This window comes from Paraburkholderia sediminicola (assembly GCF_046026675.1).
Taxonomy (GTDB): domain Bacteria; phylum Pseudomonadota; class Gammaproteobacteria; order Burkholderiales; family Burkholderiaceae; genus Paraburkholderia; species Paraburkholderia sediminicola_F.
In genome coordinates, this window is sequence record NZ_JAQQEY010000002.1 from 3,458,550 (window position 1) to 3,481,251 (window position 22,702).

Below are 22,702 nucleotides of genomic sequence, written 5' to 3' on the forward strand. Positions count from 1 at the left end.
TACCGGCAACGGCCCAGCGCGTCCAAACCCGCCGGCGAACCCGGCTCCGGCCTAGTTCGCCAAAGCGCTCTGCTCAGGCGGCTCGAGCATGTCGTCCTCGTCGACATCGCGCGTGGCGCCGAGCAAGCCTTCTGATTTGGCCACCACCGCGGTGGCGATGCTGTTGCCGATCACGTTGGTCGCCGTGCGGCCCATGTCGAGAAACTGGTCGATGCCGAGAATCAGCAGAACGCCGGCCTCGGGCAGCTTGAACATCGGCAGAACGGCAGCCACCACGACGATGGACGCCCGCGGCACACCGGCGATGCCCTTGCTCGTGATCATCAGCACCAGCAGCATGGTGATCTGCTCCGTCAGGCTGAGCTGGATGTTGTAGGCCTGGGCGATGAACAGCGACGCGAAGGCCGAGTACATCATCGAGCCGTCGAGGTTGAACGAGTAGCCGAGCGGCAGCACGAAGCCGGTGATCTTGTCGGGCACACCGAACTTCTTCAGTTGCTCCATGACCGCGGGATAGGCGGCCTCGCTGCTGGCGGTCGAGAAAGCCAGGATGGTTGGCTGCTTGACCAGCTTGAGCAACGTAAATACGCGTGTGCCAAGGAAAAGATAGCCCGCTCCGATCAATGCCGCCCACAGCACCAGCAGGGCCACGTAGAACTCGCCGATGAACCTGCCGTAGGTCACGAGCACGCCGATGCCCTGAACGGTGATCGCGGCGGCCACTGCCCCGAATACGCCGAGTGGGGCAAAGCGCATCACGAAATCGGTAACGCGCAGCATCGTCTTGCCCAGGTCCTCGATCGGCGCGAGCAGATGCTGGCCGGCGCGTCCCTTGAACGACGCGATGGCGAAACCGAAGAACAGTGAGAAGACCAGAATCTGCAGAACCTCGTTCTGGGACATCGCCTCGAACACGCTCCTCGGGAAAACGTGGGTGACGAAGTCCTTCAGGTTCAGCGTGGAGGTCTGCAGATTGGTCGTGGCAGCGATGTCCGGCAGAGGCAGATTAAGCGCGTAGCCCGGCTGCAGGACGTTCACGAACAGCATGCCGAGCAGCAACGAAACCACCGAGGCGGAGATGAACCACCCCATTGCCTTGGCGCCCATGCGGCCAACGGCGGACGAGTCCCCCATGCTGGCGATGCCCCCCACCAGGGTCGCAAATACGAGCGGCGCGATGACCATTTTTATCAGACGCAGGAACACATCTGTGGCAATCGAGAAATAGCCGGCGATCTCCTTGGCGGCCTTTGCATTGGGTGCGTTGATGTTGCAGATGTAACCCGCAACAACACCCAGAACCATGGCGACCATGATCCACGTAGTAAGCTTGTTCGTCTTCATGAATTCCTGTCTCCGGCAACTGCGGCAGATCGTAGGTTGAGCATCGATTGGTACGTGGGCAACGCGTCATCTCCCGGCTCGACACCGGGCGCTTCATACGGCCAGATCGCTTACTGCGTCGGTGGGACATAAAGCGGCGTGGGCTGCGTGAGGACCTCTGGCTTGAGGATCTCGTCGAGTTGTTGCTCGGACAACAGCCCCCTCTCGAGCACGATGTCGTAGACGCGTCCACCCGTGGCATGTGCCTCCATCGCGACGGATGTCGCGTTGGCGTAGCCGATGTACGGATTGAGTGCCGTCACGATGCCGATCGAGTTCTCGACCGACGCGCGCAAGTGCGCCTCGTTAGCGGTAATGCCTTTGACACAGCGCTCGGCGAGTGTCAGGCAGCCGTTGCGCAGGTGGGTCACGCTCTTGAACAGGCTGTGCGCGATGATCGGCTCGAACGCGTTCAACTGGAGCTGACCGGCCTCGGCCGCGAAGCTCACGGTGACGTCGTTGCCGATGACCTCGAACGCAATCTGGTTCACGACCTCGGGAATGACTGGATTGACCTTCCCCGGCATGATGCTCGAGCCAGCCTGCATGGGCGGGAGGTTGATTTCCCCAAGACCCGCGCGGGGACCGCTGGAGAGCAGACGCAAGTCGTTGCAGGTTTTTGAAAGCTTGACTGCCACGCGTTTGAGCACGCCGGACAACTGAACGAAAGCGCCACAGTCCTGCGTCGCTTCTATGAGGTTGGGCGCCGTGACGAGCGGAATGCCCGTAATTTCCTTGAGATACTTCAGGATCAGCGGTGCGTAATCGGGATGCGCGGTAATGCCCGTTCCGATCGCTGTCGCGCCCATGTTGATTTCACAGATCAGCAGCGCCGCCTCCCGAAGCCGGTCCTCGTCCTCTCCGAGCATCACGGCGTAGGTGCTGAACTCCTGGCCGAGCGTCATCGGCACCGCGTCCTGCAATTGCGTACGTCCCATTTTCAGAACGTCCTTGAACTCTAGCGACTTTGCTTCGAAAGCGCGTCGCAAAACGGCCATCGCGTCGATGAGACCCAGAATGCCGAACCATGTCGCGACTTTCAGGGCCGAAGGGTACACATCGTTGGTGCTCTGACCAATGTTGACCTGTTCATTCGGGTGCAGATACTGGTATTCGCCTTTCTTCTTTCCCAACAGTTCGAGCGCGCGGTTGGCAATCACCTCGTTCGCGTTCATATTGGTCGATGTCCCGGCGCCACCCTGAATGACGTCGACCACAAACTGATCATGCAGCTTGCCTTCCAGCAATTCCGCGCAGGCACCGACGATGGCGTCGCAACGCGTCGCGTCGAGCAGACCCAGCTCACGATTCGCCTGTGCGGCGGCCTGTTTGATGCAAGCCAGTGCCTTGATCAACTCCGGGTATACCGAGATCGGCGAACCGGTAATCGGGAAATTTTCCAGCGCGCGTAGCGTGTGAACCCCATAGTAAACGTGAGCAGGAACGTCACGATCGCCAAGCAGATCATGTTCGGTTCTAAAGGAGATTTCAGCAGCCATGGACATGTTCCTCGCGCGGGATTGGGGTTGAAGACACCCTTGCACCTATATGGAGGAAACAAAAATCCAGCGCGACCGTCATGCTAATTTTTCATGACGCGCGCCAGTCCACGCATAGGTCAGCCGGGTTTGTCGGAAATTACATGATGAAGAAACCGAAATCAGGCAGAATCCGAACACGAATGCCGGTTTGTGACGCGGCCGGTGACGCCCAAAACAGGTTTCCCGATCTTGAGACAAGCGATGAGCACACAGCAACCGACGATCATCTACACCCTGACCGACGAGGCCCCGCTGCTAGCGACCAGCGCCTTCCTGCCCGTCGTCCGCACATTCACCGCGGCGGCCGGCATCGACGTCACCACCAGTGACATCTCCCTGGCGGGCCGCATCCTGGGCGAGTTCCCCGAATTTCTGACCGAGGCGCAACGGGTGCCCGACAGCCTGTCCGAACTCGGTCGCCTCACCCTCCTGCCCGACACCAACATCATCAAGCTGCCCAACATCAGCGCCTCAGTCCATCAGCTGATCGGCGCGATCAAGGAGCTGCAGGCCAAGGGCTACGCGGTGCCGGATTTCCCTGAAGAGCCGAAAACCGACGTTGAGAAGGCCATCCGCCAACGCTATTCCAGGTGCCTCGGCAGCGCCGTCAATCCTGTACTGCGCGAGGGCAACTCGGACCGGCGCGCCCCCGCCGCCGTAAAAAACTATGCCCGCAAGAACCCGCACAGCATGGGCGAGTGGAGCATGGCTTCGCGCACCCACGTGGCTCACATGAAGCATGGCGACTTCTACCACGGCGAAAAGTCCATGACGGTGGACCACGCCCGCGACGTGAAGATGGAATTGCTGACACAAAGCGGTAAAGCCATTGTGCTCAAGCCCAAGGTGTCGCTGCTGGACGGCGAGATCATCGACAGCATGTTCATGAGCAAGAAGGCGTTATGCGACTTCTACGAAGAGCAGATGGAAGACGCCCGCAAGACTGGCGTCATGCTGTCGCTGCACGTCAAGGCCACGATGATGAAGGTTTCGCATCCCATCGTCTTCGGCCACGCGGTGAAGATTTTCTACAAGGAAGCCTTCGAGAAGCACGGCAAGCTGTTCGACGAACTGGGTGTGAACGTCAACAATGGCCTCGTCAACCTGTATGACAAGCTGGAAAGCCTCCCCACCTCGAAGCACGAAGAAATCATCCGCGATATGCACGCCTGCCACGAGCATCGCCCTGAACTGGCGATGGTGGACTCGGCCAAGGGTATCTCCAACCTGCATGCGCCCAACGACGTGATCGTGGACGCCTCGATGCCGGCCATGATTCGCATCGGCGGCAAGATGTGGGGCGCCGACGGCCGTCCGAAGGACACCAAGGCCGTAATCCCGGAGAGCACGTTCGCCCGCATCTACCAGGAGATCATCAACTTCTGCAAAACCAATGGCAACTTCGACCCCGTCACGATGGGCACGGTCCCCAATGTAGGGTTGATGGCCCAGCAAGCCGAGGAATACGGCTCGCACGACAAGACCTTTGAAGTTCCGGAAGCGGGTGAAGCCCGCATCGTCGACCTCGCCACCGGCGAAGTGCTGCTCACGCAGAACGTTGAAGAAGGCGACATCTGGCGCATGTGCCAGGTTAAGGACGCGCCGATCCGCGACTGGGTCAAGCTGGCCGTCACGCGCGCCCGCAACTCTGGTATGCCGGCCATCTTCTGGCTGGACCCGTACCGCCCACACGAAGCCGAGGTGATCAGGAAGGTGGAGACCTACCTCAAGGACCACGACACCACGGGCCTCGACATTCAGATCATGTCGCAGGTGCGCGCCATGCGTTACACGCTGGAACGCGTCATCCGCGGCCTCGATACCATCTCGGTCACGGGCAACATCCTGCGCGACTACCTCACCGACCTGTTCCCTATCATGGAGCTTGGCACGAGTGCCAAAATGCTATCCATCGTTCCCCTGATGGCCGGCGGCGGTATGTACGAAACAGGTGCCGGCGGCTCGGCGCCGAAGCATGTCAAGCAACTCGTGGAAGAAAACCACCTGCGCTGGGATTCGTTGGGTGAATTCCTGGCACTCGCCGTGTCACTGGAAGAGTTGGGCATCAAGACCGACAACGACAAGGCAAGAATCCTGGCTAAAACGCTGGATGCCGCCACGGGCAAGCTGCTGGACAACAACAAAAACCCGTCGCCCAAGACCGGTCAGTTAGACAACCGTGGCAGCCAGTTTTATCTCGCCCTGTACTGGGCCCAGGAATTGGCGGCGCAAACCGACAACGCCGCGCTTGCCGCAAAGTTTGCCCCGCTGGCCAAACAACTGACTGACAACGAGCAGACCATCGTGGACGAACTATCAGCCGTGCAAGGCAAACCGGCGGACATCGGTGGCTATTACCGGCCTGACGCCGAAATGCTGGCCGACGTAATGCGTCCTAGCAAGACGCTGAACGCTGCACTGGCGGCTACGCGGGCATAAGAAGATCCAGTCGCCCTGTCAATCAGGGCGACTGGACGGATGGATGTGCCGGTAACCCGGCGGACTATTTTCGACCGATCAACAAACCGATCAGTACGCCGATACCCAAGGCCACGCCGGCCGTCGTCCATGGACGGTCATGCGCATAGTCGTTGGCAGCCCGAGCAGACTTACGCCCCTTCTCGATGACGATGACCTGCGCATCGGCCGCCTTCTGTTTCGCGCGCTTAAGACGCGCGCGCACCTTGCCGGACACCGGCTCCGCGTCCACGCTGGAAGCGTGTGCGACGTCTTCCGACGAGCCATTGATGTCGCTCACTGCGCTACCGAAATTTGACATACTGCCTCCCTGCAAGCGTGGTTAAGAACATCTACGCATCCCTCATCAGCGCAACCGCTGATAAGGCGTTACATCGGTCCGTCAGCTTTGACTCTGACTCTGGCTTTGACCCTGGACCGGCAAAACGCTGAGTTCGACAGTCAACGTCTCAGCACCCTGCCCGGTGCGAATACCGGATACGGGCATCGCGTCGCGATAGTCGAGGCCGGCGGCGACGCGCACGTAGCGCTCGTCCGGACACGTATTGTTGGCGGCATCGAAGCCGACCCAACCGAGTCCGTCGAGATACGCCTCCGCCCATGCGTGACTCGCCGTCTGCATCGCGACACCGTCCATCAGCAGATAGCCCGAGACATAGCGGGCCGGCATATGGAGCGCTCGCGCCACGGCGATAAAAACGTGCGCGTGGTCCTGACAGACCCCGTGCTGGTTGAGCAAAGCGGTCTCTGCATCCGTGCTCACATCGGTCATGCCGGGCTGATAAGCGATCCGGTCGTGGATTGTATTCATCAACGCATGCAGCGACTGGAGCGGCGCGTCTTCGGAGTGCAGGTCAGCGGCAAGCGCCTTGATTCGTTCGCCGGCCCGCGTCAGCGGCGTCTCCCGCTCGAAGACCCAGGGCGGGGCAACGCCATCGACCGCGCCGAAGATCCCGGCCCGGTCCTCCGTGTCGACCGTTCCCTCCGCCACGATGACGATCTCGCGCTTGTTGCGCTCGTGCCGCACGAAATCGACACGGTTACCCAGACCGTCCACGTATGAGACGTTCGGCTCGACGCCGTCGACCGTGACCTGCCAGTCGATCACCGTCTGCCCGGGGCAAGACTGCGGACGCAACCTCAGACGTTGCAACGCGTAAGGGACCGGCTGCTCGTACTGATAGTGCGAGGTGTGGCGAATAGCGATGCGCATGGCCGGTCTCAATCGAAGTTGTAGGTTTCGGCGATTTCAAAACCAAGCCGGTTGTTCTGCCCGATGAAGCCCTCGAGAAACTCGTGCAGCCCCTGCGCAAAGATCCGCTTGACCGTGTTGTCCCGGAGCGTGGCGAGCGTAATGTCGGCGGTCTTGTGGCAGGCATGGGTCGCGCCGTAGTCTTGCGCCAGATACGCGAGGTTCTCGACGATGCTCAGGTAGCAGAAGTTCAGCGAGCGCGGCATGCGGCCGTTGAGGATCAGATAGTCGGCGATATTGGTCGGCTTGTACTGGACGTCGTAGACCCAGCGGTACGATCGATGCGCGTCGACCGAGCGCAGGATCGATTCCCACTGATAGTTGTCGAGCGTCGTGCCCACGTAGGACACCGCGGGCAGCAACAGGTGGTATTTGACGTCGAGAATGCGCGCGGTGTTGTCAGCGCGTTCGATGAACGTGCCGATGCGGGCGAAATCGAAAATCTCGTTTCGGAGCATCGTGCCGTGGAAGGTGCCGCGAATCAGCGCGGTCTGGCGCTTGATCTGATCGAGCACGACCGGCAGTTCGCTCGCCGCCACCGGCGTTGCGAGCACCCGCTTGACCACCATCCACGCTTCGTTCACGCTCTCCCACGCCTCGCGGGTGAGCGCCGTGCGGACCATGCGGGCGTTCGAGCGCGCCGCTTCGATGCACGACAGGACGCTCGACGGATTGTGGCCGTCGCGCAGCAGATAGTCGGAAACGGTGCCGGCGGTATAGGCGTCGTGTTTCTTCCGGAAACCCTCTTCCATGCCGGATGTCACCACCACGGAAGACCAAATTGCCTGCGCGTCGGACGTTCTGGTCAGCGCCATACGCAGCCCGGCGTCGACTATCCGTGCGATGTTCTCCGCGCGTTCGATATAGCGGTGCATCCAGTAGAGTCCGCTTGCTGTGCGTCCGAGAAGCATGTCCTGTCCAACTCCAGTGTCTGTTCTTTTCCGTGTGCCAGTCCTGTATCAGGCTGGCGTTCTCTGAGGCTCGCCACCGGCCCTCATTCGGCCAGCACCCAGGTGTCCTTGGTGCCGCCGCCCTGGCTCGAATTGACCACCAGCGAGCCTTCTTTCAAGGCGACGCGCGTCAAGCCGCCCGGCGTGATGCGAATGCGGTCCGACACCAGCACAAAGGGCCGAAGATCCACGTGGCGCGGCGCGAGACCCTTTTCGGTCAGGATCGGCGTGGTCGACAACGCCAGCGTTGGTTGCGCGATGTAGTTGTTCGGACGGGTTCTGAGCTTGGCTGCGAAATCTTCCCGTTCCTTCTTCGACGCGGCGGGCCCGACCAGCATGCCGTAACCGCCCGACCCGTGGACTTCCTTCACCACCAGTTCGTCGAGATGCTCCAGCACGTATTTCAGGCTGCCCGGCTCCGAACAGCGCCAGGTCGGCACGTTCTCCAGGATCGACTTACGCCCCGTGTAGAACTCGACGATTTCCGGCATATAGGAATAGATCGCCTTGTCGTCGGCGATGCCGGTGCCCGGTGCGTTGGCGATCGTGATGTTGCCCGCGCGGTAGACGTCCATGATGCCGGCGACGCCAAGCACAGAATCGGGCCGGAAAGTCAGCGGATCGAGATAGGCATCATCGAGCCGGCGATACAGAACGTCGATGGCGCGGAACCCTTCGGTTGTACGCATTGCCACGCGCCCGTCCACGATCTGGAGATCGCTGCCCTCGACCAGATGAACTCCCATCTGGTCGGCGAGGAACGCATGCTCGTAGTACGCGGAGTTGTGGATGCCGGGCGTCAGCACCGCGATGGTCGGATTGTCCTGGTTGCCGCCGGGCGGACACACGGCGGCAAGCGACTCGCGCAGCAGTTGGGGATAGGCTTCGACCGGCCGCACCTTGACCTGCTGAAACAGCTCTGGGAAAAGCTGCATCATCGTCTCGCGGTTCTCCAGCATGTAGGAGACACCGGAGGGTGTACGGGCATTGTCTTCCAGCACGTAGAACTGGTTTTCGGCCGTGCGCACGATGTCCACGCCGATGATGTGCGTGTAGACATTGCCCGGCGGCCGGAAGCCGATCATCTCCGGCAGAAAGGCCTCGTTCTGGGCAATCAGTTCCTTCGGGATACGCCCGGCGCGCACGATCTCCTGACGATGATAGATATCGTCGAGAAAGGCGTTGAGGGCGATCACGCGCTGTTCGATGCCTTGCGAAAGGCGCGTCCATTCCGAACCGGAAATGATGCGCGGGATGATGTCGAACGGAATCAGACGCTCGGCTGCCTCTTCTTCGCCGTACACGGCAAACGTAATGCCCGTCTTGCGGAACACCCTTTCCGCGTCATCCGCTTTCTGCGCGAGATTCGCAGGATGCTGCGTATCGAGCCATTGCTTGAGCAGTTCATAAGGCGCCCGGACCCCGTCAGCGGACGTCAGCATCTCATCGAATGGCTTCACTTCGGTTCTCCGTCGTTATTGCTGTTGTTACTGGTACTGGTGTTGTCGATGCAATAGGGAGGAGCTGCACGCCGCATTAGCCCGCTTTAGCCCGCGTTGTCCTCGAGCACGCTCTGAGTCAGGGTGACCGACGGGATCGTCGGCTTCATCATCGCATGCGCGCGGCGGCGCACCCCGTACCAGCCGGCAACCAGGATCAGGGCCACGACCGGAATCGAGGCAACGGTCCACGTACCGTTCGGATAGTCGAATGCCATCAGTACCAGCACCCCCACCAGAAACACCAGCGTCAGCCAGGACGTCACCGGCGCGCCGGGCATTCTGAACGTCACCGGCTCAGCCTCACCACGCGCCACCGCCTGACGGAACTTCATCTGGCAAACCACGATGAATCCCCAGGTGCTGAGAATACCAAGCGACGCCACGTTAAGCACGATTTCAAATACGCTCGACGGCACGAAATAGTTCAACACGACACCCACGATGTAGATCGCGACCGTTACCAGAATGCCGGCGTACGGCACCGACTGCGAGCTCATGCGGGACAGGAAATGCGGCGCGGACCCGCCCATCGACAGCGCACGCAACACCCGCCCGGTCGAATACAGCCCCGAGTTCAGGCTCGACAGCGCCGCCGACAGCACGACGACATTCATGACCGAGCCGACACCCGGCACACCAAGTGCAGCGAAAAACGTGACGAACGGGCTCTGCCCCGCCTTGTAGGCACTCCACGGCAACAGGCAAACCAGCAATACCACAGCGCCCACATAGAACACGGCGATGCGCCAGATCACACTGTTGATGGCGCGCGGCAGCACCTTGCGCGCGTCCTTGCATTCGCCTGCAGCCGTGCCGACCAGCTCGACGCCGGCGAACGCGAACACGACGCCCTGCACGAGCACCAGCGCAGGCAGCAACCCATGCGGGAACAGCCCACCGTTCTCGCTGATCAGATGCACCCCCGTGGTGTGCCCGCCGACATGCGTCCCGGTACCCAGAATGATCGAGCCGATTACGAGGAACAGCGAGATCGCCGCAACCTTGATGAGCGCGAACCAGAACTCCATTTCGGCAAACCATTTCACGCCGATCAGGTTCATCGCCGCGACGATGCACAACGCAACCAGTGCGAATATCCATTGCGGCACGGACGAGAACGCCGCCCAGTAATGCATGTACAGCGCGACGGCAGTGATGTCGACGATGCCGGTCATCGCCCAGTTCAGGAAATACATCCAGCCGGCGACATACGAGGCCTTTTCACCGAGGAACTCCCGGGCGTACGACACGAAGCTGCCACTGCTCGGCCGATGCATCACCAGCTCACCCAGCGCGCGCAGGATCAGAAACGAGAAGAAGCCACAGACCAGATAGACGACGGCAAGCGAAGGACCCGCTATCTGCAGGCGCGCGCCCGCGCCGAGAAAGAGGCCAGTGCCGATCGCCCCGCCAATGGCAATCATCTGGACCTGACGATTACCCAACGTTTTGTGGTATCCCGCTTCGTGCGATTCCAGCCAGCTTTTCTTATCTACGTCGCCAGGGGATGCCGGGGAATTCTGGTTGTGCAGTGTGGACATAATCAGTTCGATCCTTTTAACGCGGGCACTTGACTTCGCAAACCCGGGGACATATACGGAAGGATGTATGCGCGATGGCGCATCGATTAGGCTACAAATCAACAACTGACATTTCAGAACGATCGTTCGTTTTTACGCCGGACCAAGGGCAGTTTGTATCGGGTCACCGAGGGCAGGCAGACAAAAGGTATGTAGCCCAATTTATGGGGGCAACGCTCATGCATATTTCGACTAACACCTATCGAAAAAAAACATCGGTATTCTTGCAATGAGGAACGGTAGGCTAGCGTTGCCGCGTCGCACAGACGCGGTTGTCGATTGACCCAACTCAAGTGATCAATATGGAAGCAAAGTGGTTGGAAGACTTTCTTAGCCTTTCGGATACGAAGAGTTTCTCCCGGTCGGCGCGCAGCCGGCATCTCACCCAGTCAGCTTTCAGTAGACGGATCGTGGCGCTCGAAACGTGGATGGGCACGAAGCTCGTCGATCGCAGCGTCAACCCGATCACCCTCACGCCCGCCGGCCGGATGTTTCGCAGTCTCGCGGCGGACATCCTGCGTAGCATGAATGCGGCGCGCAACCTGGTGGGCGGGTATGAACAGTTCGCCGAAAACGACCATGTGGTTCATTTCGCGGTTGCCCATACACTTGTCTTTACGCTTTTTCCCGACTGGCTCAAGCGCCTGACCAGCGAGTTCGGCCACATCATGGCCCGGGTTCAGGCCGTCAACGTGCCCGAGGGTGTGCAGCACCTCGTGGCAGGCGACTGCGACCTGCTAATCGGCTATCACCACCCGCAATTGCCGATTGCTCTCGATCCCAATCACTTTCCGTTCCTTACACTCGGCGTCGAGCGCATCGTGCCTGTCTCGGCAGCAGGCAGTGACGGCAAGCCTCTCTTCGAACTCCCTGGCAAGAGCAGCAAACCGCTGCCCCTGCTCGCCTATTCATCCGGTGCATTCCTTGGCAACGTTGTCGAGATGCTATTGATGAACGCGACGGAACCGTACTCCCTGTTCCGCTGCTTTGAGACCCACATGTCGGAAGCGTTGAAAGGCATGGTTGTAGCCGGCCACGGGATCGGCTGGCTTCCGGAAAGCTGTATCACCAAAGAGTTAAGCGAAGGACATCTGGTTCGTGCAGGCTCGGACACCTGGGCGACTGAGTTGGAGATACGCCTGTACCGCCCGGTCAAGGAGCGGGGCAAGGCAGCCGAACAGCTTTGGGCTTTCATCAGCTCCCAGCTGATTGAGCCGCGGGTGGAGCGGTTACCGGATATCCTCACCGCGGCGTAAGGCCAGTCGTTGCGCAGCTACAAGGCGACCTTGGTCAATTCACCATAAGCGCGATGTAGCCACACTTTGACGCGTTGCCGCTCAAGCATACCCAGGCCGACGGCGGCGCGGTCGTGATGATTGATGGCCGCCCAAAAGCTTGCGCTTTGTCGATCGATCTTCTGCATCGTCGCGTCGGGCAGCCGGCGCAGGGTGATCACGCTCGCGCCGAGCGCTTCAGCACGCGCAAGTTCACCGGATGCGTCCAGGATCTCGAACCGGTCACCGCGAAGTTCGTTCAATACGATCACCAGCTTGATTCGTCCACCAAACTGGTCGAGCCACTGTCGCAGTAGATCGACTGAATCGCGGCCTGCGTCCATGACGTGCCACCAGGTCAGCGTTAGACCGTGCTCTTCGGCAAGACCGACGACGTCCGCGTCGTCCAGCCATTGTCCGAGGGACTGCTGCGTTTGCGCGGCAAGGTCGACCAGAACACGCCGCTGCGGATCTTCGAGTGCGTGTTCGATAATGGGATCCAGGCTGTCGTGCTGATCGAGTACTGCCGGCGCTGCGAAATCGGCATAGAAACGCAACAAGGCGCCATGTGATTTGTCGGTGTCAAAGCCGACGAACTGAATATTCTCGTCGATAAAGTACTGGGCCAAAACGCGGGCGACCAGTGATTTTCCGACGCCGCCCTTCTCACCGCCAATAAAGTGGATGAAGCTCATCTTTGCAGATCCTTTGTCATGAAACCGGCTGGGTCGAAAGCAGAAAGTACCAGATTTAGAAGGCGGAATTGCGACTTAGTCTACAGGGACAAATATTCGACAATTGTTAAGCCGGTCGAGAATTTTTCTAAAGGCAGGATACCTTATCGAATGATCTGTTCCGGGGGCTGCGCCACCAACCCCGCTCAATGCCGGATCAAGGACCACAACAGCAGCGCCAGCAACAGCACCACAACCACCTGCCAGAACAGCACCGGATCGCTCTCGAGCAAAGGCTTGCGCCGGATCGGCGCCATCGCGTCCCGACCGCTCGAAAAACGTTCGAGATCCGCGCAGACTTCGAGCACGTCCTGATACCTGCGCGCCGGATCGGGTTGCAGCGCTTTCTCAAGCACCAGGTCGAGCCATAGCGGCGCGTCCGGCCGGTACTGATAGAGCGGCACACGGCCATTGAAGCCGTACGGCAGCTTGCCGCCGCTGAACAGCCGGTACAGGGTCACGCCATACGCGAACACCTCGGAACGCGCATCGCCCTGCGCGCCCTTCATCAACTCTGGCGCCATATAAGCGGGCGAGCCCGGTGCGGCGGCCGGGCCCGGCAACTGCATGCCCGGCATATAACCGAAACCGAGATCGATCAGGCGCGTGCTATCGCCCCACATCACCAGCACGTTCTCAGGTTTGATATCGCGATGGAAGATATTGCGGCGATTCAGCACGTCGATCGAATGGCCCAGGTGTCGCGCGATCTTGAGCGCACGTGGCAGCGCCATGGGCTGAGGCGCCGCCAGCAGTTTTTCGAGCGTGACGCCTGCGCCGAACGGCATCACCACATAGAGCCGGGATTGCCGGTCGGCATCGATCGGCATCGGCGCGAGCACGCCATCGTCGCCGATCTTGCCGGCCAGCCAGCGCTCGCGCACGATGGACTGCCGCACATTCTCGTCCTGCTCGACACGCGGCTTGGGAAATTTGAGCGCCAGCGGCGTGTTCGGATCGGCCAGATCGTAGCCGGCGAAAATCCGCGAATAGAAGCCGTCGCTCAACACGCTCTTGAGCAGATATCCGTCGACCACTTCGCCGGCGTCGGGCACCGCCGGAATCGGCAAGACGCCAACCACCCGTTCAAGGTAACCGACGTCGAGCAATGGCAGGCCGCCCACATCGAGCACCGCGCTCGTCACGTCGTCCTGCGAGCCGCGCGTCACCGCCAGCGCGCCCAGCCGGCGTGCCGTTTCGAGCGCACCGCCGCGCGCCGCCAGCACCGTCTGCAGCTCGCGCATCGGCACGCGGCGATAGAGTCCGTCGGAGCACATCAGCAGGCGGTCGCCCTCGTGCACCTCAAGCGTTTCGATGCGCGTCACCAGCGTCGGAAGCATGCCGACCGCGTGCGCCACATACGAACCGAAGGCGACCGGCACCACGTCGTCGTCACCGAGCTGGGTCAGTTGGCCATCGCGCAGCAGATAGAGCCGCACATCGCCGGCCGCGACCAGATACGCGGTGGCGCGGCGCACGATCAGCGCCGCAAAAGAGGCAGACATCTGCTTCAGCGCAGGGTCGACGCGGCCGATCTGATGCAGCCAGCCGTGTATTGCCTCGAGCGCACGAGCAGCGGCGACGCCGGGTTGCAAGGTGTCGGCGAGCCCGTAATAGGCATCGATAAAGGTCCGCACCGAGAGTTCGGCCGCGACCCGTCCGCCCTTGCTGCCGCTCACGCCATCGGCGAGAGCGATCACGCTGCCACGCGCGGCGCGCTCCGCCAGATCGCCGAGCATCACGCCGACGTAGTCTTCGTTGATGTGATCCTGCCCGCGGGCGCGGGCAGGGAAAGAAACACAACCGATCTCGAGCGCGGCGCATTCGCCGCGCTCTGGCCTCAACTGCAGATCGATTTCCTGGCCGCCCATTCCGCGACCGCTAGCGGGTCTTCCCTCTGGATCGTCTGGCACCTGGCTGGTGTTCGGCGCGGGCAAGCTATCCTGGGAGAAGGGTTCACTCATTTACTTTTTGCCGTGGGTCATCACGTCGCTTGTTTCCAGATCGTGCTCTATCTTCTCGAGCACCTGCGGTGAGCGCTTCTTGAGCATCAACAACCAGACTGCGCCAACCAGCATATACGCAACGAACAGATACGGCAGGATGTTATACGGATAATCGGGCACCGGATACACGCTGCCGATCACCGCGCCGACCATCGCCAGTGCGCCGAGCACGCCCCACACAACGTTGCTCGTCTTGAGCTCGCCCTGCTTCTTCAGATAAACCGGTGCCGCGATGGCGACCAGGAAATACACGACCAGGAAGCCAAAGGTCGCAAACGTACTCGTATAGCCGAAGGTGTTGAGCGGACCCGTGCCGAGCATTGCGATACACACCACGAAAGTCACGATGGAGGAAAACGCAACGGCCAGATACGGTGTGTGATGCGTGCGGTGCACCATGCCCATCGAGCGGTGCACAAACTGATAGCGGCCCATCGAATACAGCAGGCGGCTGGACGAGTTGATGCACGCAAGCACGCACGAGAACGCGCTGACCGAGGCGATCAGATAAAACACCGGGCCGAGCGGCGAGGCGCCGACGCTCGTGAGCAAGGTGCTGAGCACGGCCGAATCGCCGCCGAGTTTGGCTGCGTCGTCGTGGTAGGCGATCGTCATAGAGTACGCCACAAACATGAAGAACAGGCCCGACAGGATCACGCACCAGACCACTGCACGCGGAATGACGCGCAGCGGGTTTCTGGTTTCCTGGCCGAGCGAGGCCGCGCTCTCGAAACCCACATACGAGAAGATGCCGAGCACCATGCCCTGTGCCATGCCCTTACCGCTCACGCCCTGCAGCCCCAGTTGCGTATGGTCGATGATATGGTCCGGATGCAGTGCGAGCACATAAATCAGCACACCGCCCACGATCACCACCGAAGCGGCTTCGATAGCCAGCGACAGGCGCGAGGAGAGCTTCACGTCACGTGCCGAGAAGAACCAGGCGAGGCCGACAAAAATCGTGTAGACCGCCCACGAGGGGATATTGATACCCCAGGCCGTAAAAGCGTTCTGCACGAACACCACGCCTGCGGCGCCAACCCCCATTGCAGTGCCCACGTAAGCCGCGATCAATCCCCAGCCGGCAATGCCACCCGCCATCGGCCCAAGCGCGCGAGAGATATAGATAAAGAACGAACCGGCCGACGCGATCCGGCTCGAGAGCGCGATGATGCTCATGCTCACCAGCAGCAGCCCGAGCGTCGACAGACCATAAATCAACCACGTCCCCGCGCCGGCCAGCGCCGCGATCGCGGTCACGTTGATCGACGGCGTGAAAGTTGGTGAAAGGTTCGCGATGGATTGGCCGATGACCTCGGGAAAACCTAGCGTACCGGCACGCAGACCACCGGATGGTGCCGGCGCTGCTTGCGTGGTGCTTTGCGGAGTGCTCATGTCGGGCTCCTGATAGATTGGTGAATCAAGGTTGAATGCACTCAACTTTTCCACATTCAAAAAACTCAAAACAACTCAATTCATGTGGTCCATCCGGGAATCCAGGAAGTACCCGCGAGCGGAATGCGCGCCATTGCCGCGGCTTCGACCGTCAGCGCGACCAGGTCCTCCGGTTCGAGGTGATGGACGTTCTGCTTGCCGCACGCTCGCGCAATCGTCGTCAGTTCCATGTCCAGCGTCTTCAGGTAGTTGCGCACGCGGCGTGAACCTTCATCGGGCTGCACACGCTGTTCGAGCACCACGTCCTGCGTGGTCACGCCGACCGGGCACTTACCCGTGTGGCAGTGATGGCAGAAACCCGGCGACGTGTTCAACGCCGCGTAGTCCGCCGCCGCCGAATGCAACGCGCCGTTCTGAAAGTACGTATCGCTATTGCAGCCGAGCGCCATCAGCATGCCCTGCCCGATCGCCACCGCGTCCGCGCCGAGCGCTAATGCCTTCGCAACGTCAGCACCGGTGCGGATGCCGCCCGAGACGATCAGTTGTACCTGGCCTTTCATATTCAGGTCTTCGAGCGCGTCCACGGCCTGGCGAACTGCGGCCAGCGTCGGAATGCCGACGTTCTCGATGAAGCAGGTCTGCGTCGCCGCCGTACCGCCCTGCATCCCGTCGATCACCACCACGTCCGCGCCCGCATGCACCGCGAGCTTGACGTCGTTGAACGTGCGGGTTGCGCCGACCTTCACGTAGATCGGTTTTTCCCAATCGGTGATTTCGCGCAACTCCTGAATCTTGATCGCCAGATCGTCCGGGCCGGTCCAGTCCGGGTGACGGCTCGCCGAACGCTGATCGACGCCGGCCGGCAACGTGCGCATCGAGGCGACGCGCGGATTGACCTTCTGCCCGAGCAGCATGCCGCCGCCGCCCGGTTTCGCGCCCTGGCCGATCACGATTTCGATCGCATCGGCGCGGCGCACGTCGTCCGGATTGAAGCCGTAGCGCGACGGCAGGCACTGATAGACCAGCGTCTTCGACGAGCGGCGCTCTTCCTGCGTCATGCCGCCGTCGCCGGTGGTGGTCGAGGTACCCATCGCCGTCGCGGCCTGGCCGAGCGCTTCTTTCACGTTCGCGGACAGCGCGCCGAAGCTCATGCCGGCAATCGTGATCGGAATATCCAGCACCACCGGTTTTTTGGCGAAGCGTGTGCCGAGCACGGTCTGCGTCGCGCATTTCTCGCGATACCCTTCGAGCGGATAGCGCGACAGCGAGGCGCCGAGAAACAGCAGATCGTCGAAATGCGGCACACGGCGTTTCGCGCCCAAACCGCGAATTTCGTAGAGGCCGCGCTGCGCGGCTGAGTGAATGTAGTCGATCGTCTTGCGGTCGTAGCCTTGCGACTCTTCCTGCTGCAAGCGGGCGAAGTGAACGGGTTTGGCTTCCATGGGACCTTCTTCGAGAGCGTGTGTTCAATATTCCTGGTTCGCGTCGGCGTTCCAGTGATAGAGCGTGCGAGCGGAGGCGATCCGTTTGAACGACGCCGGGTCATGGTCCATGCCGGCGGCGGCGAGCAGGGCGCGCACCGAGTCGATATCCGCCTGCGTCATCGGCTCGTACTGTGCATCCGCGCCGAGCGATTTCACTTCGCCGCGCACGTAGAGCACCGCTTCGTAAAGCGAGTCGCCGAGCGCATCACCCGCATTGCCACAGATCACCATGCGCCCCGCCTGCGCCATGAACGCCGAGAAGCTGCCCACCGAGCCGCCCACCACGATGTCGCCACCCTTCAACGAAATACCGCAGCGCAGGCCTGCATCGCCGTCGATCACCAGCAGGCCGCCGTGCGCCGAAGCACCCGCGCCGTTCGACGCGAAACCCTTCACATGCACCTTGCCGCTCATCATGTTTTCCGCGACGCCGGTGCCCGCGCTGCCGTCGATCTCGATCGTCGCGTGTTTGTTCATGCCGCCCGCGTAATAGCCGGCGTGACCGGCGATCGTCACTTGCACCGGCGCATCCACCCCGACTGCGAGGTTATGCGCGCCGTTCGGCGCGACGACCGTCACCGCCTGGCCCTCCAGTTCGCTCGCCGGTTTGTGCAAGAACTGGTTCAGCTCACGGACCGTCGTGCGCTCCAGATCGAAAGTCAGGCTTTCCATACATACATCTCCTCAGGTGCGGGTTCGAAGACCCTGGCGTTCTTGATATCGGGCAGATGCGCGAGCGAACGGAACTCGGAAGCGATCGCGACGTAGTCGTCGTTTTCCGCGACCACCGCCGGCTTGCACGCGAACGGATCGCGAATCAGCGCGAGTTCGGTCGAGGTGCCCATCAGGAATGTGTAGAAGCCGTCGAGTTCTTCGAAACCCTTCTGCAAGGCGAGCGGCAACGTGTCGCCTTCGCGCAGCCGCCATTCGAGAAAGCGGCAGGCGGCTTCGGTGTCGTTGTCGGTATCGAAGTGAATGCCTTGCGGTTCGAGCTTGCGGCGTACGCCATGCGCGTTCGAGAGCGAGCCGTTGTGAACGAGGCAAAAGTCGTCACCGGCCGTGAACGGATGCGCGCGGTCAGGCGTCACCGCTGATTCGGTCGCCATGCGTGTGTGCCCGACCAGGTGCGAGCCTGTCAGGTTCGCAAAGTCATAGCGCTCGGCGACTTGCGACGGCGAGCCAATATCCTTGTACAGATCGATCGAGCGGCCGCTCGACAGCAGGTACAGCTTCGGATAGCGCTCGCGCAGCCACGTCTTCACGCGCTCGACGTTGCCTTGCACTGTCAGTACCGCATGATTGCCTTTCGCATCGGCACGGGCGGTCACGTCCATCGCCACATTCAATGCGTCCAGCAGCGGTTGCCACGCGAAGTCCGCGCCTTCGTCGGTGAAGCCCGCGTAGATGCTCAGCTTGCGCTGGCTCGCATCGACCTGTTTGCCGAACACCGCGAGGCCCGCCGAATCTGGTCCACGCTCGGTCATGCCGATCAGCATCGGCATCATCAGTTCGCCGAGTCGTTCGCGCAATGCCGGCGTCTTGACCAGCAAGCCCACAATTCCGCACATGGTGCTTCTCCTTAGAAAAATTCGAGGTAGGTCTTCAGTTCCCAGTCCGAAACGTGGCGCATGTATTCGAGCCACTCCATCCGTTTGAGCTTGAGGAACTCGTCGGCAACCGGGCCGAGCGCGTCGCAGATCACGCGGTCGCTTTCCAGCGCATCGAGCGCCTGCTCGAGGTTTTGCGGCAGCACGCCGATGCCGTGTTCGGAGAGTTTCGCGGGCGACCACTCGTAGAGATTCTCGTTAGCCGGTTCGCCCGGTGACAGACCACGGTCGATGCCGTCCAGCCCCGCGGCAATCACGGCCGACGTCGCGAGATACGGATTGCATGCACCATCCGGCAAACGCAGTTCGATGCGCTCGCCGGGCATGCGCACCATCGTCGAACGGTTGTTGTCGCCGTAGCTGATGTAGGCCGGCGCCCACGTTGCGCCTGTCAGCGAGCGGCCCACCACAAGGCGCTTGTACGAGTTGACGGTTGGATTGCATAGCGCGGCGAGTGCGGGCGCGTGCGCGAGCAGGCCAGCTGTGAATTGATAGCCGAGCGTCGACAGGCCCATGCCGAGCTTGTCGCTTTTGTCCGAGAACAGATTGCGTTCGCCATCGCCGATCGACATATGCATGTGCATGCCATTGCCGGGACGGTTCGCGAACGGCTTCGGCATGAACGAGCAGATCATGCCGAGGTCATTGGCGATCTCGGAGGCTGCCATCTTGAAGAACACGTAGTGATCGCACGAGGTCAGGCAATCGGTGTACGTGTAGTTGATTTCGAACTGACCGTTCGCGTCTTCGTGATCGATCTGATAGACGTCGATGCCGACCGCGCGCATCGATTCGGTGAGCTTTTCCAGGAAGACGCGCGTACGCGAGAGTCCCTTGTAGTCGTAGCACGGCTTGGCAAGCGTATCGCTCGGGTCGCATGGCTCCAGCGTGCCGGACGCCGAGCGGCGCAGCAGTGAGAATTCCGGCTCCAGACCTGTGAAGAGCGTCCAGTTGCGCTCGGTCATCCGTGCGACCTGTTTCTTCAAGGTCACGCGCGAATCGTATTGCCACGCTTCGCCATCCACATGACCGTCGCAGACGATCCGTGCCAAGCCCGGCTGCCACGGCACCGGTGTGAGCGTCGCCAGATCGCCGACGGCCATATAGTCGGGGCCGTTCGGCTCGATACCTACGCCCCAGATCGCAAACCCCGCGAACCCGGCACCCGCCGTCAACACGCTCTTCAGATGACTGACCGGCACCGACTTCGCCTTGGCCACGCCGTGAATATCGACAAACTGCGCCAGCACGTACTTCACGCCCTGCTGCGTCAGATACGCTTGCGCCTCTTCCGCCGAGCCGAAGCGGGGCACGCATCCGAGCTCGTTGATCGGCAGCTTGCTCGCATCGTTCAGGTTCATCGCCACTCCTTGCAACTGCATCTTTCGTGGTTTGGAAAAGCCACACGCAACGCGTGTGACCGGGTTGCGCAACACGCTCCCGAACGCCGGTTGTGGCGCGCTTCGAGCGTGTTTTCAATCGGCCGGATACTTTATTGGTGAGCAACAAAGATTCTCTTGGTGAAACTCTTTGCGCGTGACTCGGCGCTGCAATCTGCTACGCTTTCGTTTTACGTGAGGCTTACATGCAAATCGGTGAAGACAATAAAACGCCGCTTGAACGCTACCTCGGCAACACCATTCGCGAGTTACGCCAGCACCACGGCCTGACCATTGCTCAGGTTTCCGCTCAGGCCGGCATCAGCCGCGGCATGCTCTCGAAGATCGAAAACGCGCAGACGTCCGCAGGTCTCGAGGTCCTCAACCGCATAGCCCAGGCGCTCGGCGTTTCGCTCTCCATGCTGTTTCGCAATTTCGACGTGCCGCAAGGCGGTGCACAACTCGTCAAAAAAGGCGGCGGCATGGAAGTGGTTCGCAAGGGCACCAAAAGCGGCCACACCTATCACCTGCTTGCCTATGACCAAGGTCCGCGTAAGCTTTTCGAACCCTTCCTGATTACGATGGAGGACGAAGCCGAACGCTTTCCCGTGTTTCAGCATCCGGGCACCGAATTCATTCACATGCTCAAGGGCGTGATCGAATACCGCCATGGTCAGCAAACCTACATTCTTCATCCTGGCGACACGCTCACTTTCCAGGGCGAGATACCGCACGGTCCGGAACGCCTGATCAAGACGCCCATTCAATTCCTGTCGATCTTTGTGTATCCGCAATCGAGTGCAGCTGACTGATCGCTGGCTGCGGCCGTCTCAGTCGATACCTCTATCAATGCAACGTTTGTGCCATGTTTATCTGAGTGAATCAAAGATTCCCACCAATAAACGCTTTGGGCGCCATGCGTCGTTCCTGATTTCGACGTTGAAAGATTCATCAGCCTGACTGCGGTGCACATCGTCGCTGTGACTGGTGCGACTTTGCACAAAAACGAGGTGTGCGGTTAAGCAGCGTTAAAAGCAACACTTATACAAACTCGCGCCACAGCGCCTGAATCAGCGCAATGCATCGTCCGGCAGATCGGGCAGCGCCCGCGCGAGCGACGGTTGAATCGCGTTGTCCAGCACGCCGCGCGTCAGCATGACGATGTCGCCGGCGAATTGTTCCCACTCGCCCTGGCGATGTAGCAGGAAAAAATCGCGCCGCCCGAGGCGGCTCGGCGGCAACGGCATCACTGCGATATCGTCCAGATAGTGCCGCGCCTGCCACAGACACAAAGGCGTCGAAATCGCGAATCCCGCGCGCGCGGCCACGAGACTCAATAGCGGATCGGTCGCGTCGAACTCGTAACGCCGCGGACTGTTAATGCCCAGATGCCGCGCGAAACGCTCAATCTGCTGGCCGATCACCGAACGCGCCGTATAGCGGATCAGCGGCAGCTCGAGTGCAAGCGTGCGCCAGTCGATATTGCGGCGTCCGTTCAATTGGCTGCGCGCAACCACCACCACGAATGCCTCGGAAAACAGCGGAACTTCTACGATCCGTGGGTCGGTCAGCGTAGTCTGCGTGCAGATCGCAATATCCAGTTCGCGGTCGTGCAACTGCTTGCTCAGGCCCGGCGTGAGACCGGACCACATCGAAATCTGCCGCTCCGAATTCGACACCGCACGAATCAATTCAGGTCCGACAGTGGCCGCGAACGAATCGACGCAACCCAGGCGCACCGGCATCTTGCCCGTATGCGACGCATCGCCGATACGGGCGCTCACCATCTGCGCATGCTCGATCAACGGCCCCGCCAACTCCAGCAACGCGCGCCCCGCTACATTCGGGCGCGGCGGACGGCTCTCGCGATCGAACAGCGTCAGGCCCTGATCTCGCTCCAGCGCGGCAATCGACTGGCTGATGGCGCTCTGGCTCACGCCGAGCTGCTTCGCCGCGCCCGTCATCGAGCCGCTGTCGCAGACAGCCACAAAAGCCTGCAATGCGCGCAGATCGATCGGGGTCGGGGTTCGTCTCATGAGATGCTCCGCTCGCGTGGGTGACATGCCGGTCATCCTGTGCGGTACGCGCAGCTCGGTGCCGAGGTTCGCGGCGTTGGTGCACAGGATGAGAAATTGCA

General features: G+C 61.0%; 18 protein-coding genes. 3 read left to right on the top strand and 15 right to left on the bottom strand.

The genetic code is table 11. The features are described from left to right. Positions 1–51: 51 nt before the first annotated feature. A complete protein-coding gene (locus PQQ86_RS35190; protein WP_408277828.1) occupies positions 52–1,344 on the bottom strand; it encodes a dicarboxylate/amino acid:cation symporter in 1,293 nt (430 codons plus the stop codon). A gap of 110 nt (positions 1,345–1,454) precedes the next feature. Then, positions 1,455–2,882, bottom strand: coding sequence for an aspartate ammonia-lyase (gene aspA / locus PQQ86_RS35195; RefSeq protein WP_408277830.1), 1,428 nt, complete (start codon positions 2,880–2,882; stop codon positions 1,455–1,457). Positions 2,883–3,125: 243 nt separating this feature from the next. On the opposite strand from aspA, the gene PQQ86_RS35200 reads away from it, so the two are divergent. Further along, on the top strand, positions 3,126–5,363 hold the full coding sequence (locus tag PQQ86_RS35200) for an NADP-dependent isocitrate dehydrogenase (RefSeq protein ID WP_408277833.1): 2,238 nt from the start codon (positions 3,126–3,128) through the stop codon (positions 5,361–5,363). Positions 5,364–5,427: 64 nt separating this feature from the next. Here the strand turns inward: PQQ86_RS35200 and PQQ86_RS35205 are convergent, their stop codons facing one another. The 5 genes from PQQ86_RS35205 to ansP form a co-directional block, all read right to left on the bottom strand. Next, on the bottom strand, positions 5,428–5,703 hold the full coding sequence (locus tag PQQ86_RS35205; protein ID WP_408277836.1) for an ElaB/YgaM/YqjD family protein: 276 nt from the start codon (positions 5,701–5,703) through the stop codon (positions 5,428–5,430). Positions 5,704–5,784: 81 nt separating this feature from the next. Then, entirely contained in the window at positions 5,785–6,615 is an 831-nt protein-coding gene (locus tag PQQ86_RS35210) for a transglutaminase family protein (RefSeq protein ID WP_408277839.1), read from the bottom strand. Between the two features lie 8 nt (positions 6,616–6,623). After that, positions 6,624–7,565, bottom strand: coding sequence for an alpha-E domain-containing protein (locus PQQ86_RS35215; protein WP_408277842.1), 942 nt, complete (start codon positions 7,563–7,565; stop codon positions 6,624–6,626). Between the two features lie 83 nt (positions 7,566–7,648). Next, entirely contained in the window at positions 7,649–9,064 is a 1,416-nt protein-coding gene (locus tag PQQ86_RS35220) for a circularly permuted type 2 ATP-grasp protein (protein WP_408277845.1), read from the bottom strand. A gap of 86 nt (positions 9,065–9,150) precedes the next feature. Continuing rightward, the gene (gene ansP / locus PQQ86_RS35225) at positions 9,151–10,647 is read right to left on the bottom strand and encodes an L-asparagine permease (protein ID WP_408277848.1); all 1,497 of its coding nucleotides are present in this window, start codon (positions 10,645–10,647) and stop codon (positions 9,151–9,153) included. 341 nt (positions 10,648–10,988) lie between these two features. Here ansP and PQQ86_RS35230 point away from each other — a divergent pair, with 341 nt between their 5' ends. Continuing rightward, on the top strand, positions 10,989–11,942 hold the full coding sequence (locus tag PQQ86_RS35230) for a LysR substrate-binding domain-containing protein (RefSeq protein WP_408277851.1): 954 nt from the start codon (positions 10,989–10,991) through the stop codon (positions 11,940–11,942). A gap of 17 nt (positions 11,943–11,959) precedes the next feature. On the opposite strand, the gene PQQ86_RS35235 is transcribed toward PQQ86_RS35230, so the two are convergent. From PQQ86_RS35235 to glnT, 7 genes are all read right to left on the bottom strand, one after another. After that, positions 11,960–12,655: a P-loop NTPase family protein gene (locus PQQ86_RS35235; RefSeq protein ID WP_408277853.1), complete on the bottom strand. Its 696-nt coding sequence runs from the start codon at positions 12,653–12,655 to the stop codon at positions 11,960–11,962. Between the two features lie 185 nt (positions 12,656–12,840). Beyond that, positions 12,841–14,658, bottom strand: a complete 1,818-nt coding sequence (locus PQQ86_RS35240) for a bifunctional protein-serine/threonine kinase/phosphatase (RefSeq protein ID WP_408277855.1) — start codon at positions 14,656–14,658, stop codon at positions 12,841–12,843. Beyond that, complete coding sequence (locus tag PQQ86_RS35245; protein ID WP_408277858.1) at positions 14,659–16,095, bottom strand: APC family permease; 1,437 nt, start codon at positions 16,093–16,095, stop codon at positions 14,659–14,661. A gap of 80 nt (positions 16,096–16,175) precedes the next feature. After that, the gene (locus PQQ86_RS35250; RefSeq protein ID WP_408277861.1) at positions 16,176–17,537 is read right to left on the bottom strand and encodes an FMN-binding glutamate synthase family protein; all 1,362 of its coding nucleotides are present in this window, start codon (positions 17,535–17,537) and stop codon (positions 16,176–16,178) included. Positions 17,538–17,561: 24 nt separating this feature from the next. After that, complete coding sequence (locus PQQ86_RS35255; protein WP_408277864.1) at positions 17,562–18,251, bottom strand: GltB/FmdC/FwdC-like GXGXG domain-containing protein; 690 nt, start codon at positions 18,249–18,251, stop codon at positions 17,562–17,564. Beyond that, on the bottom strand, positions 18,239–19,147 hold the full coding sequence (locus PQQ86_RS35260; protein WP_408277866.1) for a class II glutamine amidotransferase: 909 nt from the start codon (positions 19,145–19,147) through the stop codon (positions 18,239–18,241). Before PQQ86_RS35260 ends, PQQ86_RS35255 begins: the two co-directional genes overlap by 13 nt. An 11-nt stretch (positions 19,148–19,158) precedes the next feature. Then, positions 19,159–20,547 carry a type III glutamate--ammonia ligase gene (glnT, locus tag PQQ86_RS35265; RefSeq protein ID WP_408277870.1) on the bottom strand — a complete coding sequence of 463 codons (1,389 nt, stop codon included), beginning with the start codon at positions 20,545–20,547 and terminating at the stop codon, positions 19,159–19,161. Between the two features lie 224 nt (positions 20,548–20,771). Between glnT and PQQ86_RS35270 the strand changes: the two genes are divergently transcribed. After that, complete coding sequence (locus PQQ86_RS35270) at positions 20,772–21,377, top strand: helix-turn-helix domain-containing protein (RefSeq protein ID WP_408202078.1); 606 nt, start codon at positions 20,772–20,774, stop codon at positions 21,375–21,377. Positions 21,378–21,635: 258 nt separating this feature from the next. On the opposite strand, the gene PQQ86_RS35275 is transcribed toward PQQ86_RS35270, so the two are convergent. Next, a complete protein-coding gene (locus PQQ86_RS35275) occupies positions 21,636–22,601 on the bottom strand; it encodes a LysR family transcriptional regulator (protein ID WP_408277873.1) in 966 nt (321 codons plus the stop codon). Positions 22,602–22,702: the final 101 nt, after the last annotated feature.